The sequence below is a fragment of the Paenibacillus borealis genome (genome assembly GCF_000758665.1).
In the GTDB taxonomy this organism is placed as follows: Bacteria; Bacillota; Bacilli; order Paenibacillales; family Paenibacillaceae; genus Paenibacillus_AQ; species Paenibacillus_AQ borealis.
On the sequence record NZ_CP009285.1, the window covers coordinates 7,902,985 to 7,920,671 of the forward strand.

Below are 17,687 nucleotides of genomic sequence, written 5' to 3' on the forward strand. Positions count from 1 at the left end.
GCATTAATGATAAGGAAAACCTATGCAGGGAGGCATGATACGGATGACTAAGCAAAAGGACAGGATAACCGTTATTATTCAAAAAGGGAAGCGGCGGATTGTTACCCGCACCCCTCTGGCCGGCATCGGCCGGCTGGTGTTCGTGATCAATAATCAATATACCAATGCAGCCAATACTACACAGATCGCCAGCGGGGCCGGCCGGAGCAGCGCAGCGGGCAGCAATGCAGCCATCGCCTCGCCCTACACCTTCCAGCAGGAGAGTGTCGGAGCCGGGGGGACGGCTGCAAATATAGGCAGCAAGGGCAATCAAGGCAGTAAGGGACAGCGGCGCAGACGACATCACGCCCCCCTGATTCATCCGCACGGCGGGGGGAAGGAGATTGTCATCGTCGTGAACAACCAGACAGTGAAGCTGCCGGGGGGCAGCAGAAGCTCCTCCGCCACCCAGATCGGCAGCGGCAGCGGGACCTACAGCTCAGGCGGAACCAATGCCGCCATAGAGAGTCCCGGATCCAAGCAGCAGCAGGCAGTCGGGGGCGGTGCAGGCGCTCATGCCGCGAACCGGGCCGCTGCACGGCGGCGGCAGGGCGGCAGAAGGCGTCGCTGATGTAAGCCGCCGGGATTGATAATCATGCATACACTGGAAATAAACACCGGAAACCTTGTAAAATTCAGGTTTTTCGGTGTTTTCTCTGTGTCCTCTATATCGCCCGACCTCTATTAAAAGTATACTTATATATATATTTAGTAGTACTAACTGAACAAAGGCGGCGAACTATGAGGATTAAACAACAGGTTTGGTTAGCAACATTAATTTCTATACTGCTGATGGGCAGTATGATTATTATATCTTCACTTTATTTGGAAGGCATTCCGCGGATCTTCATTAATGGATTAGGCGGGGGCGGCATTCTGATCGGAATCGGCCTCATCTTCAGTATCCAGCGGAATATAGACCACGGATTGGACCGGATCACGAATATCTCGCGGGATATCGCTGAAGGCACTCTAAACCCCGCAGCTGCGGCTACTGTGCGCAAAGATGAGTTCGGGCTGCTGGCGTCTTCGTTCTACAAGCTCGCTGCCGATCTTCATCACAGAACCGCCGAAGAACGTGAACTGCGGCTGAAAGCGGAGGAGCAGGCCTGGATCAACACGCAAGTGTCAGAGATGGCTCTGCAGCTTCAGGGCTCAGTGCATCTGCAGACGGCAGCGCGTGTATTTATCGGCAGGCTGGCTGCCGCTGTGGGCGGAAGCTACGGAGCCGTATATTTGAAGCAGGGAGGCCAGCTGAACTTCGCGGCCGGCTATGCCTTTGACGAATCGGCAGGCCGCCGGGAGCCCATTCAGCTGGGCAGCGGACTGGTCGGACAATGCGCCCTGGATCAGCAGGTAATCGTGCTGCAGGATCTTCCGGAGCATTATATCAAAGTCCACTCCGCGCTGGGGGAGGCTTCCCCTTCTTCGCTAATCGTGGTCCCGATCATGCATGAGCAGGAAGTGGTCGCTGTAATGGAGCTGGCAGCGTTGCACCCGTTCGGTTATAAGGAGCACCAGGTTATCGAGCGGGCTGGCCAGAACATGGGTGTACTGGTTAATACTTTGGCCGGTGTCGCGAGAATTGAAGAGCTGCTGAGCGAAACCCGGCTGCAGAAGGAAGAGCTGGAAGCGCAGACCGAAGAACTGACGGCACAAACCCAGGAGCTGGAGGCCCAGACCGAAGAGCTTATGGCCCAAACCGAGGAACTGCGGATGCAGACCGATCAGCTGCAGGATCAGAGGGAAGAGCTGAAGATGCAGGCGGAGAGCCTGCTGACCTCCAATGAACAGCTGCAGACACAGATGGAGCTGACTGAAGAACAAAAAGCTGAAATTGAAACCCAGGCCGATGAGCTGCGGCAGCAGACGGAAGAGCTGTATGCCTCCAATCTGGAGCTGCAGCAGCAAATGGAGATTACCAGCCGGCAAACAACAGAGATCAAGGCACAAGCTGATGAATTGTCTGCCGCCAACCGCGACATGCAGAAGCAGCTTCAGCTTACAGAACGCCAAAAAGTCGAGATCGCTGATCAGGCCGAAGAGCTTCAGGCACAAACGAACGAACTGCTGGACCAGAAGGAAGAACTCCAGGCACAAACGGAAGAACTTCAGGCACAGACGGATGAGCTTCAGGCGCAAGCCGATGAGCTTCTCAGCCAAAAGGAAGAACTCGCTGCCTCAAATGACCAGTTACAGCTTCAAGTCCGGCTTACCGAGCAGCAGAAGGAAGAAATCCAGGCGCAGGCCCAGGAAATCTTCATGGCTGCCCAGTATAAATCGGAATTCCTCGCCAATGTATCGCATGAACTGCGCACACCGCTGAACAGCCTACTGATCCTCTCGCAGATTCTTGCCGAGAACAAGGAAGGCAATCTTGAGAAGAAACAGCTGGAATATGTGCATACCATCTTCTCGGCAGGCAAGGATCTCCTGCAGTTGATCGACGAGATTCTCGATCTGGCCAAGCTGGAGGTTGGCAAAATGACCCCTATTGTCGAGCCGGTTGCTGTGCAGGACCTCAGCAATCATATCTTCCGCCACTTTGAACAGCAGGCGAAGAAAAAGAATCTCCGGTTCGATGTCCATTCGGACAGCCGGCTGCCTGACCATCTGATGACGGATGGCCACAGACTGCAGCAGATCATGAATAATCTGTTGTCCAATGCTATAAAGTTTACACCGGAGCAAGGCTCTGTATCTCTGTCCATCCGCACCAGCGGCGAAGAAGCCGTCTTCTCCGTCAGCGATACCGGCATCGGCATTGCCGCCTCCAAGCTGGAGAGCATCTTCGAGGCGTTCCAGCAGGCGGATGGAACCACCAGCCGCAAGTACGGCGGCACCGGGCTCGGCCTCACGATCTGCCGCGAGCTGGCCACCCTGCTGGGCGGAAGAATTGAAGTGGATTCCGTAGAAGGCAAAGGCAGCACCTTCTCCCTGATCATTCCCGCGGTTGAGCCGGGAGAAGACGCCCTGACGCTGGCTGCCGCTACCTTTGCGGCAGCAGACGCTGCGGATATGCCGGTTTCCGAGGCTGGCCGCCGGGAGAATCCGGCCTTCCGGGAATCGTTCGTTCCCGATATTTCCATCTCTAATCCGAAACTGCTGCAATATGCGGAGATGGAGGATGACCGCGGCAATCTGCTCAGCGGCGACACCCTTCTGCTGATTATTGAAGAGGACGCCGAGTTCGCCGCCATGCTGCTGCAGCTGGCGCGCAGCCGGGGCTTCAAAGCGATCGTCGCCTTCCAGGGCGATCAGGGTCTGGCATTGGCACATGCTTATAAGCCCGACGCCATCCTGCTGGACCTGCATCTTCCCGTTCTGGACGGCTGGTCAATTATCAGCCGGCTGAAGAGCCGGCCGGAGCTGCGCCATATTCCGGTGCATGTCATCTCGACAGCCGAGGAGAATCAGCAGAGCCTGGCGATGGGGGCGTTGTCCTTCTGGAAGAAGCCAAGTGATTATGCCGAGCTGGAAGCAGCCTTCCTGCAGATTGAGACGTATATCCGCCGCCCGGTGAAGAGCCTGCTGATCGTCGAAGATAACAAGGTTCTGCGCAGCAGCCTTGTTGAATTCATCGCCCATCCCGATGTAAACATTATTGCAGTCGGCACAGGCAGGGAAGCGATGGAGCATCTGGCCAGTCATCATTTTGACTGTATGGTACTGGACCTAGGCCTGTCAGATATCTCCGGATTTGATCTTCTGGAGCAGGTCAAAACCAACCGCAAGCTGCAAACCCTGCCGGTCATAATCTATACAGGCAAGGATCTCAGCAAAACAGACGAGCAGCGCCTCAAGCACTACGCCGAGAGCATTGTCATCAAGAACGTACGCTCTATGGAACGGCTCTACGATGATACGGCCTTATACCTGCACCGCAAGCATGCTGACCTGCCTCTGGACAAGCAGCGCCTGATCGAAAATCTGCATAATCCGGAATCAGCCTTTGCCGGAAAAAGCATTCTGCTTGTGGATGATGATATGCGTAATATTTTTGCGTTATCCAGTGTGCTGGAAGGTTATAATATGGAGATCAGCTTTGCCCAGAACGGTAAAGAAGCCCTGGAGCATCTGGAAACCCACCCGGGCGTTGAGCTCGTATTCATGGATATTATGATGCCGGAGATGGATGGTTACGAGACCATGAAGCATATCCGGCTTAGACCGGAGTACGACCAGCTGGTGATTATCGCATTGACCGCCCGCGCCCTGGACGAAGACCGGGTCAAATGTCTGCAGGCCGGAGCGAACGATTATATATCCAAACCGATAAATACGACACAGCTGGTGAGTGTGCTGAAATTATGGTTGATTCAGTAGGAGGAATTATGGAGTACCCTATTAATATTTTACTTGTCGATGACCGGCCGGACGAGCTCCTGTCCATGCAGGCTTTGCTGGCTGACACCCCCTATCAGCTGATTGGTGCAACCTCCGGTATGGAGGCCCTGAAATGTCTGCTGGAGCAGGAGTTCGCCCTGATTATAATGGATGTGCTCATGCCGGACATGGATGGATTCGAAACGGCGAAGCGGATCAAAGCGCGTCAAAAGTCACGTGACATCCCGATTATATTCCTGACCGCGCTGACTTCCGAGCTTGAGAACTATATGATGGCCTATTCAGCCGGAGCTATAGATTTCCTGACCAAGCCGTTCCATCCGATCGTGCTCAAGAGCAAAATTGACGGCTTCGTCCGCCTCTACCAGACCCGCAAGGAGCTGCAGCTTAAATCCCAGGAGCTGGAGGCGGCGAATAGTGTCCTGACCGAACTGAAGGACACTGCCGAAGTCGCTCTGCGGATCAAAAGCGGCTTCCTCGCCATGATGAGCCATGAAATCCGCACACCGCTGAACGGGATTATTGCCATGTCAGATGTACTGCGAACCTCTGAGCTAGCCCCAGACGACCTGGAAATGGCCGAAATCATTCATACGAGCGGCCACGCGCTGGTGTCGGTCATTAATCATATTCTGGACTTCACCAAGATCGAATCCGGCAAAATGGAGCTGGATTATGAGCTGTTCAACCTCCACTCCTGCATCAAGGAAACCGTTGATTTATTCCGGGCACTGGCCAAGGAACGCAGCCTGGCTCTGGACACCTTCATTGATCCAGCCATTCCCGCGCTGCTCGTTGGCGATCCTAACCGTCTGCGCCAGGTACTGAACAACCTGATCGGCAATGCGATTAAGTTCACGTACTCCGGCGGCGTCAAGGTGGGGGTTCATCTCCGGCAGGCGATGGATACGGTAATGGAGCTTGAGTTCATTATCGAAGATACCGGCATCGGTATTCCTGAGGACAAAATGAACTACCTGTTCCAGCCATTCACCCAGATCGGTGCTACGATCAACCGTAAGTTCGGGGGAACCGGACTCGGGCTGTCCATCTGCAAAATGCTGGTCGATCTGATGGGCGGAACAATCTACGCCAAGCCGGATGCTGAGCAAGGGGCCGTCTTTATCTTCACGATTCAGGTCAGTGAAGGACAACCGGATTAGTGTCCCTGAGCATAGCGCCTGGAGTCCAGGCATACACAAAGAACCGCAAGTCTCTCCGGGAGACTTGCGGTTCTTTGTGTATGCTCATAGGGCTGCTGCGCCTTATTCCACGCCGCCGGGCAGCAGCTCTACCTTCTTGTTATTCAGCACATTGTCCTCAAGCACGGCAAATTTATCGCCATACTCCTTGATGATATGCTGTTCTCCCCACGCGCATAAGGAATCCAGGATAGACCCGAGCGTCCGTCCGTATTCGCTCAGCTCATATTCCACTTTGGGCGGAACCTGATTGTAGCTGATCCGGTTGACAATGCCGTCCTGCTCCAGCTCCCGGAGCTGCTGGGTCAGCATTTTCTGCGTAATATTCGGCATATGGCGCTTCAGGTCGCTTGTCCGTAGCTTGCCATGCGTGAGGTGACAGAGGATAACGCATTTCCACTTCCCCCCGATGACCTCAAGCGTAGCCTCGACCGAAATATTATATTTTTTAGCCATTAGTATGCCTCCTGTATGCTCACTATATAATCCCTCTATGTGTAGCCTAGCGGGTAGTTTATGGGTACTTTTTGGTACCTATAGTACTTGAAAGTACGTACTATCCATTTTCGTATCTGTAATCCATAATAGCACTTACCGGCCGGTGATTACCATAGTAGGAGTGAAGAACATGTCTCTGGACAAAAAAAGAAGCACCCTCGCGCTGCTGGCTCTGGCGATCAGCGCCTTTGCGATAGGAACAACCGAGTTTATCAGCGTCGGGCTGCTGCCGCTCATTGCTGATGACCTGAATATATCCGTGACCACCGCCGGATTAACCGTAACTCTGTACGCGCTTGGCGTAACCTTCGGTGCGCCTGTGCTAACCTCGCTGACCACAAGAGTCTCCCGCAAAACACTGCTGCTCCTGCTGATGCTCGTATTCATCGCCGGCAATAGTCTTGCCGCCGCTGCTGGCGGAATTGGCACTCTGCTGGTTGCCAGGGTGATATCCGCCCTCTCTCATGGGCTGTTCATGTCGATCGCCTCCACCATCGCTGCCGATCTGGTGCCCGAGAACCGCAGGGCCAGCGCCATTTCCATTATGTTCACCGGCCTTACAGTAGCTACAGTTACCGGCGTGCCGATCGGCACCTTCCTCGGACAGCAGCTGGGCTGGCGGGCCGCCTTCATCGCCATTGTGGCGACCGGCATCCTCGCACTGATCGCCAATCTGATCCTGGTGCCCGCCGGACTGCGCAAGGGGACCCGCACGCCGCTGCGCGAGCAGGTCAAGCTGGTGACGAACGGCCGGCTGCTGCTGGCTTTTGCCATCACAGCACTGGGCTACGGCGGAACGTTCGTCGTCTTCACCTATCTCTCCCCGCTGCTGCATGAGATCAGCGGCTTCCAGGAGAAGACGGTCGCTGTGATCCTGCTCGTCTATGGCATCGCCATTGCCATCGGCAATGTGATCGGCGGCAAAGCGGCGAACCACAAGCCGATGAACGCCTTATTCTATATGTTCGCCCTGCAGGCCGCTGTGCTGCTGGTCTTCACCTTCACGGCACCATTCAAGACCGCTGCCCTGATCACCATCTTCTTCATGGGGCTGCTCGCCTTCATGAACGTCCCCGGGCTGCAGGTCTATGTAGTCATGCTGGCGGACCGGTTCGCGCCGAGTGCCCGCGATGTCGCCTCCGCCGTCAACATTGCCGCCTTCAACGCAGGCATTGCCATCGGAGCCTACCTCGGCGGCCTGGTCACCGATCATATGGGACTGATCCACACGGCCTGGGTGGGCGCAGTCATGGTCTTCGGGGCCGTTCTGCTCACGGCCTGGAGCCGGGCGCTGGAGAACAGGGACGAGCGTACGCAGCGGGCGGAAGCTGCTTAAGCTTAATTGCTGTGTACGCGCAAATGGCAGTGTGCGCAGTCAAGCGGTATGTTTCAAAAAATCCTGCCCAAATTACAACATTGCCCTCTTTATTCCGGCCATATTTCAAGATTGTTGTATAAAAGGCAACATTTCTCATCTTCTAAGCGGCTTAGCGGAGAAATTCTTGTATTTCGTACAACAATCCTTCAGAACATACAAATATTCAGGAATCAAAGCTGCACTACGTACAACATTTTGCCCGTACAGTGTGAAATTAAAGTCTTCATTCTGTCATCATCGAATCAGATCTGCGGATTGAATGTTCCGTTTGTCTAATTATTATCTTAACTTTAACTACACTATCCCTTCAGGAGGTCATTGGATATGGCACAGCATTTACAAGATAGAACAATACTTCAGGGCGGCGTGAGTATGCCATGGGTTGGACTCGGAGTTTTTCAGGTAGAGGACGGCGACGGGCTGGTGCATGCGGTGAAGTCCGCAATTGCTCACGGCTACCGCAGTATTGATACAGCCGCAGTCTATGCCAACGAACGCGGGGTGGGGCAAGCGGTCAAGGAAGCTATGGCCGGGAACAAGCTGGCCCGCGAAGAGCTGTTCATAACCTCCAAGGTCTGGAATGCAGACCTTGGTTATGAAGAGACCCTTGCCGCTTACGAGGCCAGTCTTGAGAAGCTGGGTCTAGAATATTTGGATCTGTATCTCATTCACTGGCCGGTGAATGGCAAATACAAGGAGTCCTGGAGAGCGCTCGAAGCCCTCTATAAAGCGGGCCGTGTCAAAGCCATCGGCGTCAGCAATTTCCAGATTCATCATCTGGAGGATATCCTCCAGGATGCGGAGATCAAACCGATGGTCAATCAGGTTGAGCTGCATCCTTATCTGTCCCAGCAGCCGCTGCGGAGCTTCGCTAAGACGCATGGCATCCAGATCGAAGCATGGGCTCCGCTGATGCAGGGCAAGCTGCTGGATCAGCCGGTGCTAACGGAAATCGCCGCCAGCCACGGCAAGTCCGTTGCCCAGATCATCCTGCGCTGGGATCTGCAGCATGGGATCGTCACCATTCCGAAATCAACCAAAGAGCAGCGGATCATCGAGAATGCCTCCCTGTTTGATTTCGAGCTGAGCAGCGCCGATATGGAGCGCATTGACAGCCTCAATCGTGATCAGCGGACCGGTCCCGATCCCGACAATTTCGATTTCTAAGCGGTTGGCGTTCCGCCTAGTGTCCAACCTGATGTGCAGCCTGCTGAACATCTGCCAATAGAAGAAGCTCCCGCCTTCACCTCTGAAGACGGGAGCTTCTTTGCTACCCGCCCACCACAGCAATCAGCACCGGAAGAGCCAGGAAGGACGCCAGCGTAGTCCAGACAATACAGCGCGAGACCAGCGAAGGCGAGCTGCCGAAGCGTTCGGCCAGCACCACGGAATTGACGGCTACCGGCATCGACGCCAGAATCAGGAGCACCGAGAACAAGGTGCCTGTAATATTCAGCGCGAGCAGCACAAGCGCGGCCAGCAGCGGAGCCAGCAGCAGCCGGACGGTCAGCCCAGTCCAGAAAGCAAGCTGCACGTTGCGCTCCGTATGCGCAACCTGGACCTTCACCATCTGCGCGCCGAGGATCGCCAGCACTACCGGCGAGTAGGCTCCTGCAGCCATTGATACGCCCGAAGCCAGCTCATGCGGCATATGCAGGCCGAGCGCCCGCAGCAATAGGGCCAGAATGGCCGCATAGATGGCCGGCAGCGAGAAGACCGACTTCACGGCGCTGCGCACCGAGAACTGAGATCTGGCGGCAAAATACACGCCGATCGTATTCACAATCACCATCTGGGCGATGACATAGACCGATGCCTTGTCCAGGCCCAGCTGGCCGAAGGCCAGCAGCACCAGCGGCAGACCGTAATTGACGCTGTTCGTGAAGGTGGAGATGAGCGTCAGGCCGGCGGCTTCCGGCGGAGCCAGCTTCAGGATTTTGCCGATCAGGGTAGCCAACCCCCATAAGAGAAACAGATTCAGCAGCGAGAATGCGAGCGTCTTATAGACATCATCGAAGGAGATTTCCGCCGTAGCGAGCGTATCCAGAATAATCGCCGGACTGAGAAAATACAGGTACAGCGTCAGCAGGGGCTTCGTGTCGAGATTCTTATAACGTCCGAGCAGCGCCCCGGCGGCCACCGGAATGGACAGCGGCACAATAACCTCTACAAGTGTCGATAGCACAGTCTGAATCACAAGCCAGGACCCCTCTGTTCTTTAGTTACTCCTACTATAACCTTTGGGGTAAGGAACGTCTAAGACCCAGAATCAATATCCTTAATAGAAACTGCCTATGGTCCCCGCTCCGACTCATTTATTTAATTATCAGCCATAACTTCCCTAAGGATAGTATTGTGCTATGATAGGTGACAATCGTTATTTCCACAGGAGGCTGACTTAGCATGGACATTCTGGAACCTCTTACACTGACCCGTGGCACCCCCGGCGAACCTTGCCCTATTGCCAAAACCCTGGAACTGATTGGAAGTAAATGGACATTCCTGATTATCCGCGATCTGCTGATTGGGGGCACCTTGCGCTTCAGCGATTTGCTCCGTTCACTTGAAGGGATCAGTCCGAAGACCCTCGCGCTGCGGCTCAGGGAACTGGAATCTCATGACATCCTGGAACGTACTGTGTACCCTGAAGTCCCGCCACGGGTGGAATATACGCTGACGGAGAAGGGACTCAAGCTGGAGGGTATTTTTATTGAACTCAAAAGGTACGGGCTCGCGCTCTAAAAATATCTTTAGGCTCCAGCCGCCCTCTATAAGAAACTATCCTTCCGGTAACTATATGTCAGCAATGTAACTACTTCCCTAAGGGAAGTTTATAGAGCTATACTCTCCTCACAGAGCTTCAACAAGATACTTTCGAGGAGGAAATTATATGTTAGCCGGACAGAAGATCGTTATTATCGGAGGGAGTTCAGGAATTGGCCTTGAAACGGCAAAACTTGCTGCTGCCGAAGGCGCTGAGATCATCATCGCCAGCCGTTCCGCTCATAAGCTGGAGCAGGCGAGAGCGAAGCTCGGTACTGAGGCTAAGGTGAGCACCTATACGCTGGATATCACAGATGAGGCTCAGATGCAGGCGTTCTTCGCAGAGCTGGATGACATTGATCATCTGGTCGTGACTGCGGCCGAGACCAGCGGAGGCGCTTTCCTGTCTACAGCAACAAGCGCCGCCCGTCAGCTGATGGATAATAAATTCTGGGGCCAGTATTATGCCGCCAAATATGCTGCCCCGAAGCTTCGTCCTGCCGGATCGGTCACGCTGTTCTCCGGGATCGTTGCCTTCAAATCCATGACCGGCTCCTCCATGCTGGGTGTGGTCAATGCCGCCGTCACCAATCTGGCCCGGACGCTGGCTCTTGAGCTGGCTCCGCTGCGGGTAAATGCCGTCTCGCCAGGCATCATCGACACTCCTTCCCGCGCCGGGATGGCGGAAGAGGCGCGGACCAGCTTCTATAGCGGCTTAGCTGCCAAACTGCCGGCACAGCGCGTAGGAACCGCTGCGGATGTCGCCCAGGGAGTACTTTATCTCATGCATAACAGCTTCGTCACCGGCACAGTACTCCATATAGAAGGGGGCCACAGCCTTATCTAAGCCACTGCAAGTGGAAACGTGAAATAGTAGCATATAAATTCTTATCTTTAAACAAAAAATCCTGTACCCTTATTAAAGCAGGGTACAGGATCTAAGAATTACAGCATTTTAATCTCAAGCAGCTCATATTTGATGACGCCCATCGGGGCATTGACGCTGATAATGTCGCCCACTTTTTTGCCGATCAGCTCTTTGCCGAGCGGACTTTCGTAAGAAATCTTGTTGTCCAGCACATCTGCCTCTGCGGGACCTACCACTCTATATTCAATCTTTTCGGAGTATTCCACATCATTCAGAATGACGATGCAGCCTACGCTGACTGTGCTCAGATCCATATTGCTGGAATCTACAATCTGCGCCTTGATCAGCATCTTCTCCAGAATCATGATCCGTGTCTCCATGAAGGATTGATCTTCCTTCGCGGAGTGGTATTCGCTGTTCTCTTTCAAATCGCCGTAGCTGATCGCCAGCTTAAGCCGGGCTGCAAGCTCCTTGCGCCCTGCTCCCTTAAGTTCTCTCAGTTCATCCTCGAGCTTGGCTAACCCTTCTTTCGTCAAAAACACTTCGTCATTGTTGGACATGTTTACAACTCCTATTTGTGCCTGCTTTACTGTATTCTACCCCATTTCAGGCGGAGTTGTAAAAAGAATGGGCTGCAGCATCCATAAGCTTAGCTGTTCGCCTTCTGCTTCCCGGTCCCGGCCTGCAACACAGCTGCTGCTGCAGCTTTGCCATTTCCGCCTCTCAGCAGAAAGGTCAGCGGAATCGCCAGCAGGCCAACCACCGTAGCGATCAGAAAAATATCCTGTACGCCCAGGGTCATTCCCTGCGCCTTGATCAGCGCACCTGCCGCAGAAGCTCCGCCGCTGAGTTCCTTCTGATGGGCCAGCGATCTGGAAGCGAGCAAGGAGCTGAACACTGCAATGGACAACGCGCCTGTAGCCTGACGTACCCAGTTCGTTACGGAAGAAGCATGCCCTGTAATCTGCTTGGGTACAGCTGACATCCCGGCATTCGTCACCGGCATGAAGGCCAGGGCAATGCCGACATTGCGCAGAGCCATTAATAAGGCTACACGGGTATGCGTAACGGCCAGCGTAAGATGGCTAAGCTCCCAGGTTGAAGCGCTCAGCAGCAGAATGCCGCTGAGAATAAGCCAGAACGGACCAATCCGCGAATACAGCTTGCCGACAACCGGCGACATCACAGCCATCACGATCGAGCCGGGCAGCAGCACCAGCGCTGTCTTCAGCGGTGTGGACTGCTGGATATCCTGCAGGAAGACCGGAATCAGGAAGGTCCCGGAATATAAGGCAATGGTAATGATACAGTTAATAATCAGACTGTAGGTGAACCGGTTCTGCTTGAATACCTTGAGGTTCAGCAGCGGCTCCTGCAGTGACAGCTCCCGGCGGATGAAGTAGGTTAAGGCCGCTGCACCAATCAGCAGCAGGGATAAGGTCTTCCAGGAGGTCCAGCCCCAGGCATTCCCCTTATTGAAGGCCAGAATAATAAAGGCGCTGCTCAGAATCACGGTTGAAAATCCCGGCAGATCGAAGCTTCTGCTGCTGGCGGTTTGACGCTGGAACGGCAGGCATTTCAGTGCTACCACAATCGCGATGATGCCGATCGGCAGATTGATCATGAACAGCGATTTCCAGCCGAAGTACCCGGTGAGCCAGCCGCCGAGCGTTGGCCCGAAGGCCGGAGCCAGCATCGAGGACAGGCTCCAGAGACTCATGGCGAAAGCCTGCTTCTCCTTTTCGATAAACTGATAAATCATCGTCATCGTCGTCGGGATAATCAGCCCGCCGAATATTCCCTGCACAATCCGGAAGATAATCAGGGAATGAATGCTCCAGGCAATCGTACACAGTCCCGAGAATAAAGTGAAACCCGACAGGGCAAACACATAGAGATATTTATAGCTCCACTTGTCGCCGAAGTACCCTACGACCGGAGCAATTACGCCGGTAGCCAGCAGATAACCCGTAATCATCCATTGCACGGTGCTGATCTCTGCATGGAAGTCTTTCAGAAAGACCGGGAACGCCACGTTAATCGTTGTCGTACTGAGAATGGCCATGAAATTACCGAAAAAGATGGCCAGAATAATAAGCCAGAATGATGAATTTTTTGCCGTCTGAGTACTCAAATATGCTCTCTCCTCTGCACTGCCACCACTAAGAAACATTAGGTTTCACCCCAATGTAGGTGTATGATACAATCACTTTAATATATGTGTATTATACAACTATATGTTTTAAAGTCAATGTGACTTATTTCATTTTTGTTTCATAATTCTTTCATAAATAACCGTCAGCTTTCGCTTAGGGCTGTATTTTCACTTATAATATGGAGACACATAAGGGTAGACCTTAAGAATTACTCAATCATAAAGGACGGATACTAACTATGGCTGAAGAACAGACTGATAAGAACCTCGAAACCCTGAACCATGAGCTGATTACGCTAATCCGCCTCGGTTCGCTGGATAAAAAGCATGGCGGACTGGACCGCTCCTCCTACACCCTGCTCCACCATCTGTCGAACCACGATAAGGTAGGCGTTAAAGCGCTCGCCGAAGAATTCGGCCTCGATACCTCTACCATCAGCAGGCAGACGAGCGTTCTTGAGGCGAAGGATTATGTGGTAAAGGTGCCTGATCCGCAGGATGGAAGATCGAGCTATTTTCAGATTACCGCGCTGGGTGCGCAGACGTTTGCCGAGGCCCGGGACATCCGGCTGCAGCGCTATGAGCAGATTTTTGAAGACTGGTCTCCCGGGGATTGCCAGACCTTCAGCGGACTGCTGGCCCGGCTCAACCGTAAACTGCAGCAAAAGCCAGACTAAGGATTGACGAATAATGACGAAACTGGTAGATTGAATTAATCATACAATTTAACTCGGAATTATATTTTAGCCAAAGGGGCTGGTCTGCATGAATTTTATCTTCTTTTCCCCGCATTTCCCTAAGAACAGCGCTGATTTCTGTACCCAGCTGCAGCAGCAGGGGGCGACGGTGCTCGGGATTGGCGATGCCGAATATGACCAGCTGGAGGACAAGCTGACGTCGGCACTGACAGAGTATTATAAGGTAAGTAATCTGGAGAACTACGAGGAGATCCTGCGGGCCGTCGGCTTTTTCACCTATAAATACGGTAAGATTGACCGCTTCGAGTCGCTGAACGAATACTGGCTGGAGCAGGATGCCGCCATCCGGACGGATTTCAACATTTACGGCACCAAGTCCGATTTCGTCTCCAACCTGAAGCAGAAATCCAAGATGAAAGAGTTCTTCCATAAAAGCGGTGTAAGCACCGTACAGTTCTCCACCGGGACTACGCGCGAAAGCGTGGAGAGCTTCATCCAAAGCGCCGGCTTCCCGCTGGTGGTTAAGCCCGATCTCGGCTCCGGTGCCAGCAATACTTACAAGATCAATAATGAAGAGGAGCTGCAGCACTTTTTTGACACTAAGCCGGAGGATGTAGCCTTTATTATTGAGGAATTCATTGATGGAGTCATCCTCACCTATGACGGGCTGGTCGATATTGACGGCAATGTGCGGTTCGCGGTCAGCCACCTGTTCGAGAATAGTGTCATGGAGGTCGTTAACACAGATAACCACCTCTACTATTTCTGTCTGAGAGATATCAGCCCCGAGGTAGAAGAGGCCGGGAAGAATATTCTGAAGGCTTTTGACATCCGGGAACGGTTCTTCCATATCGAGCTGTTCAAATCGCACAAGGATGGCCGGATCATAGCCCTGGAAGTAAATATGCGGCCGCCGGGCGCCTGGATGACCGATGCCATTAACTTCGCATACGATGTGGATGTCTATAAAGAATGGGCCAGCATGATCGTACACAATGAGGTCGGCGGTCCATACGAAGGCAAATACTACACTGGCTATGCCAGCCGCAAGAATCATAAGCATTACGCTCACAGCCACGAGGACATCTACCGCACATTCGGCGGGCAGATTGTGAACTATGCCGAGATCGAAGAGGTATTCAGCCGAGCGATGGGTAACAGTGCTTATCAGTTCCGTTCTCCCGAGCTTTCGGAGGTTAGGGACATCAGAGGTTATATTCACCAAGAAGAGGGATAGGATGTGTTAACGGATGAGGATAAGCTACCATAAGGAGTACAGCCACAACCTGGGCAGAGATATGGAATATAAAATATACGGCCACGCCGGCAAACCGATGCTCGTCTTCCCCACGTCGCTTGGACGCTTTTATCAATATGAGGATTCGGGCATGATTGACACGCTCTCCTCCTTCATTGAAGCGGGCAAGCTGCAGATATGGACCTGCGACAGTATTGATGAAGAGACCTTCTTCTCCACTCACTGGAATAACGAGGACCGGGTGCACCGTCATGAGCAGTATGATAAATATATCGCACATGAGCTGATTCCCGGCCTCCTCCACCAGAGCAAGCAGAACAACGGCGGGACCGATCAGCGCATTCTGATCTCAGGCTGCTCTATGGGCGCTTATTACAGTGCCAGCTTCTTTTTCCGTTATCCGCAATATTTCGATACCCTAATCGCCCTGAGCGGCGTCTATTCCACCTATTATTTCTTCGGCGACTATATGAGTGAGAATATCTATCTGAATTCACCGCTGCATTACCTGCCGGGACTGACGGATGATTACTATCTTAACCAGTACCGTAACAGCAATATCATCGTCTGCGTGGGACAAGGCGCGTATGAGGATGAGATGCTTCACGAGACCCGCCTGCTTCAGGATGTGCTTGGACGCAAGGGAATTCCCGCACGGATCGACTACTGGGGACATGATGCCGGTCATGACTGGCCATGGTGGAACAAGCAGATTCATTATTATGTGGAAGGCTGCTTATAGAGCTTCATTATGAAAATAGCGCAAAAAAAAAGGGAACTGCTTAACTCAGCAGTTCCCTTCCAGCATTTACAGCTCTTTCTTATTCAGGCAAATGCTCTGAACAGAATAGAACCAGCGCTGCTTCCTCGTCTTCTTCCATATCGAAATCGAGAACCTTGCCTGACGATGTTTCCTGCAGATCGTAGCTGACAATGCTTGTCTGCTCTTCTTCCACTTTCACAATTACGCGGGCCGAAACACCGTTCTCTACGTATAGTTCATCATCTTCCGGCACATCCAGGTTAATGACGAACTCATATCGCTTGCCGCTTAGTATTCCAAAAGGATCTCTTACGTTCTCCACGGTGTAGCTTGTAAATGTCAACACGTCGCATTCCTCATTTCTCAAATCACTGCCAGATTATTGTATCACAAGTCGAAACGGCTTGCTGTCCTTTCAAAAAGAACGGTGCGAAGTGAACCCGTCACCCGCACCGTTCTTATGATAACTATCTGCAGCTAAATCTATCCGGTAACTGCGCTGCTTGCACCCTCTGCTTGGCCTTTGGTCTTCTTGATCTGCTTACTGCGCAGCTGTCCGCAGGCCGCATCAATATCGACTCCATGCTCCAGACGGGTACTGACGCTGACTCCCTGTTTCTTCAGTGTGTCGAAGAACGCGCGTACCGACTCCCGCTCGCTCCGCTGGTACTGGCTGTGCTCATCCACCGGATTATACGGAATCAGATTCACATTCGCCAGCTGGCGCCGGTCTCCGATTAACTCGGCCAGCTCCAAGGCGTGCTCCTCGCGGTCATTGATATCCTTCAGCAGGATATACTCCAGGGTAATTCTCCGGTTGGTCTTCTCCAGGTAGTAATCAATCGCAGGCATTAATTTCTCTATAGGAATGGCACGGTTAATCTTCATGATCTGTGTCCGCAGCTCATTATTCGGCGCATGCAGGGAGATCGCCAGGTTGACCTGCATATTCGCGTCGGCGAATTCCCTGATCTTGTCAGCCAGACCGCTGGTGGATACCGTAATGCCTTTGCCGGCAATCGCCAGGCCCTTATGATCCTTGATCGTAACCAGGAAGTTCAGCAGGTGCCGGAAATTATCGAACGGCTCGCCGATGCCCATTACAACTACATGACTGACCCTTTGCCCGAGGCCGGCCTGATCCAGGTAATGCTGGACCTTCATTATCTGCTCGACAATCTCACCGCTGGTGAGATCGCGGCTCTTCGCCAGCAGGCCGCTCGCACAGAAGCTGCAGCCGATATTGCAGCCGACCTGAGTGGTGACGCAGACGGATAATCCGTATTTCTGCCGCATCAGCACCGTTTCAATCAGGTTGCCGTCCTGCAGGCGGAACAGGAATTTGACGGTGCCGTCAGCCGACTCCTGCTTCACATGCTCTTCCATGGTCTGAAAGACATAATGCTCTTCCAGCAGCTGCACACAATCGGGGTTCATCCCCGTCATTTCTGCAAAGCTGGTAACCCGCTTGCGGTATAGCCATTCCCAGACAGCGGATGCACGGGATTTCTTGTGCCCATGCTCCAGCAGCCAGGCTGTCAACTGTTCCAAAGTCAATCCATAAATGGATTCTTTATTCATTTCATATCCTCTTTTCAAAACTTTAAAGTTCAATCAATCTATTCTACCTTGCGGGGACATTAGCAACAACAATAACTTATTGTCTCAAATTTTGTTTATTAAAACAAGAGGAAACACTGCGGATTCCGCGTCTTTTC

Annotated in this window: 16 protein-coding genes; 10 read left to right on the forward strand and 6 right to left on the reverse strand. The window is 53.0% G+C overall.

Going from position 1 to position 17,687, the window contains the following annotated elements; genetic code table 11:
- Positions 1-43 precede the first annotated feature (43 nt).
- The 3 genes from PBOR_RS33575 to PBOR_RS33585 all read left to right on the forward strand — a co-directional run bounded on the left by PBOR_RS33575 (position 44) and on the right by PBOR_RS33585 (position 5,549).
- A complete protein-coding gene (locus PBOR_RS33575; RefSeq protein ID WP_245647978.1) occupies positions 44-610 on the forward strand; it encodes a hypothetical protein in 567 nt (188 codons plus the stop codon).
- A 170-nt stretch (positions 611-780) separates the two neighbouring features.
- Positions 781-4,365, forward strand: a complete 3,585-nt coding sequence (locus tag PBOR_RS33580) for a response regulator (protein WP_245647979.1) — start codon at positions 781-783, stop codon at positions 4,363-4,365.
- 8 nt (positions 4,366-4,373) lie between these two features.
- Complete coding sequence (locus tag PBOR_RS33585) at positions 4,374-5,549, forward strand: ATP-binding response regulator (protein ID WP_042218386.1); 1,176 nt, start codon at positions 4,374-4,376, stop codon at positions 5,547-5,549.
- 102 nt (positions 5,550-5,651) lie between these two features.
- On the opposite strand, the gene PBOR_RS33590 is transcribed toward PBOR_RS33585, so the two are convergent.
- The gene (locus PBOR_RS33590) at positions 5,652-6,044 is read right to left on the reverse strand and encodes a winged helix-turn-helix transcriptional regulator (RefSeq protein WP_042218388.1); all 393 of its coding nucleotides are present in this window, start codon (positions 6,042-6,044) and stop codon (positions 5,652-5,654) included.
- 172 nt (positions 6,045-6,216) lie between these two features.
- Between PBOR_RS33590 and PBOR_RS33595 the strand changes: the two genes are divergently transcribed.
- Complete coding sequence (locus tag PBOR_RS33595) at positions 6,217-7,422, forward strand: MFS transporter (protein WP_042218390.1); 1,206 nt, start codon at positions 6,217-6,219, stop codon at positions 7,420-7,422.
- A gap of 366 nt (positions 7,423-7,788) precedes the next feature.
- Positions 7,789-8,631 carry an aldo/keto reductase gene (locus PBOR_RS33600; protein WP_042218392.1) on the forward strand — a complete coding sequence of 281 codons (843 nt, stop codon included), beginning with the start codon at positions 7,789-7,791 and terminating at the stop codon, positions 8,629-8,631.
- 103 nt (positions 8,632-8,734) lie between these two features.
- Here the strand turns inward: PBOR_RS33600 and PBOR_RS33605 are convergent, their stop codons facing one another.
- Positions 8,735-9,661 carry an AEC family transporter gene (locus PBOR_RS33605; protein WP_042218393.1) on the reverse strand — a complete coding sequence of 309 codons (927 nt, stop codon included), beginning with the start codon at positions 9,659-9,661 and terminating at the stop codon, positions 8,735-8,737.
- Between the two features lie 206 nt (positions 9,662-9,867).
- Here PBOR_RS33605 and PBOR_RS33610 point away from each other — a divergent pair, with 206 nt between their 5' ends.
- Complete coding sequence (locus tag PBOR_RS33610) at positions 9,868-10,206, forward strand: winged helix-turn-helix transcriptional regulator (RefSeq protein WP_039294909.1); 339 nt, start codon at positions 9,868-9,870, stop codon at positions 10,204-10,206.
- A gap of 148 nt (positions 10,207-10,354) precedes the next feature.
- Complete coding sequence (locus tag PBOR_RS33615; RefSeq protein ID WP_042218395.1) at positions 10,355-11,074, forward strand: SDR family oxidoreductase; 720 nt, start codon at positions 10,355-10,357, stop codon at positions 11,072-11,074.
- Between the two features lie 98 nt (positions 11,075-11,172).
- Here PBOR_RS33615 and greA read toward each other — a convergent pair whose 3' ends face one another.
- A complete protein-coding gene (gene greA, locus PBOR_RS33620; protein WP_042140416.1) occupies positions 11,173-11,655 on the reverse strand; it encodes a transcription elongation factor GreA in 483 nt (160 codons plus the stop codon).
- A gap of 89 nt (positions 11,656-11,744) precedes the next feature.
- Positions 11,745-13,229 carry an MDR family MFS transporter gene (locus PBOR_RS33625; RefSeq protein ID WP_052429761.1) on the reverse strand — a complete coding sequence of 495 codons (1,485 nt, stop codon included), beginning with the start codon at positions 13,227-13,229 and terminating at the stop codon, positions 11,745-11,747.
- Between the two features lie 260 nt (positions 13,230-13,489).
- Here PBOR_RS33625 and PBOR_RS33630 point away from each other — a divergent pair, with 260 nt between their 5' ends.
- From PBOR_RS33630 to PBOR_RS33640, 3 genes are all read left to right on the forward strand, one after another.
- Positions 13,490-13,927, forward strand: coding sequence for a MarR family winged helix-turn-helix transcriptional regulator (locus tag PBOR_RS33630; protein WP_042218399.1), 438 nt, complete (start codon positions 13,490-13,492; stop codon positions 13,925-13,927).
- Between the two features lie 88 nt (positions 13,928-14,015).
- Positions 14,016-15,185 carry an ATP-grasp domain-containing protein gene (locus PBOR_RS33635; RefSeq protein WP_042218400.1) on the forward strand — a complete coding sequence of 390 codons (1,170 nt, stop codon included), beginning with the start codon at positions 14,016-14,018 and terminating at the stop codon, positions 15,183-15,185.
- 13 nt (positions 15,186-15,198) lie between these two features.
- Positions 15,199-15,948: an esterase family protein gene (locus PBOR_RS33640; RefSeq protein ID WP_042218402.1), complete on the forward strand. Its 750-nt coding sequence runs from the start codon at positions 15,199-15,201 to the stop codon at positions 15,946-15,948.
- Positions 15,949-16,027: 79 nt separating this feature from the next.
- Here the strand turns inward: PBOR_RS33640 and PBOR_RS33645 are convergent, their stop codons facing one another.
- Positions 16,028-16,315, reverse strand: coding sequence for a DUF6509 family protein (locus PBOR_RS33645; protein ID WP_039294928.1), 288 nt, complete (start codon positions 16,313-16,315; stop codon positions 16,028-16,030).
- Positions 16,316-16,452: 137 nt separating this feature from the next.
- Positions 16,453-17,550, reverse strand: coding sequence for a dual-specificity RNA methyltransferase RlmN (gene rlmN, locus PBOR_RS33650; RefSeq protein ID WP_042218405.1), 1,098 nt, complete (start codon positions 17,548-17,550; stop codon positions 16,453-16,455).
- Between the last annotated feature and the right edge of the window lie 137 nt (positions 17,551-17,687).

What these genes read in the sequence shown, in the direction of transcription:
- PBOR_RS33575 (WP_245647978.1), top strand. Translation starts at nt 44, where the DNA reads ATGACTAAGCAAAAGGACAGGATAACCGTTATTATTCAAAAAGGGAAG.
- PBOR_RS33580 (WP_245647979.1), top strand. Translation starts at nt 781, where the DNA reads ATGAGGATTAAACAACAGGTTTGGTTAGCAACATTAATTTCTATACTG.
- PBOR_RS33585 (WP_042218386.1), top strand. Translation starts at nt 4,374, where the DNA reads ATGGAGTACCCTATTAATATTTTACTTGTCGATGACCGGCCGGACGAG.
- PBOR_RS33590 (WP_042218388.1), bottom strand. Translation starts at nt 6,044, where the DNA reads ATGGCTAAAAAATATAATATTTCGGTCGAGGCTACGCTTGAGGTCATC.
- PBOR_RS33595 (WP_042218390.1), top strand. Translation starts at nt 6,217, where the DNA reads ATGTCTCTGGACAAAAAAAGAAGCACCCTCGCGCTGCTGGCTCTGGCG.
- PBOR_RS33600 (WP_042218392.1), top strand. Translation starts at nt 7,789, where the DNA reads ATGGCACAGCATTTACAAGATAGAACAATACTTCAGGGCGGCGTGAGT.
- PBOR_RS33610 (WP_039294909.1), top strand. Translation starts at nt 9,868, where the DNA reads ATGGACATTCTGGAACCTCTTACACTGACCCGTGGCACCCCCGGCGAA.
- PBOR_RS33615 (WP_042218395.1), top strand. Translation starts at nt 10,355, where the DNA reads ATGTTAGCCGGACAGAAGATCGTTATTATCGGAGGGAGTTCAGGAATT.
- greA (WP_042140416.1), bottom strand. Translation starts at nt 11,655, where the DNA reads ATGTCCAACAATGACGAAGTGTTTTTGACGAAAGAAGGGTTAGCCAAG.
- PBOR_RS33630 (WP_042218399.1), top strand. Translation starts at nt 13,490, where the DNA reads ATGGCTGAAGAACAGACTGATAAGAACCTCGAAACCCTGAACCATGAG.
- PBOR_RS33635 (WP_042218400.1), top strand. Translation starts at nt 14,016, where the DNA reads ATGAATTTTATCTTCTTTTCCCCGCATTTCCCTAAGAACAGCGCTGAT.
- PBOR_RS33640 (WP_042218402.1), top strand. Translation starts at nt 15,199, where the DNA reads ATGAGGATAAGCTACCATAAGGAGTACAGCCACAACCTGGGCAGAGAT.
- rlmN (WP_042218405.1), bottom strand. Translation starts at nt 17,550, where the DNA reads ATGAATAAAGAATCCATTTATGGATTGACTTTGGAACAGTTGACAGCC.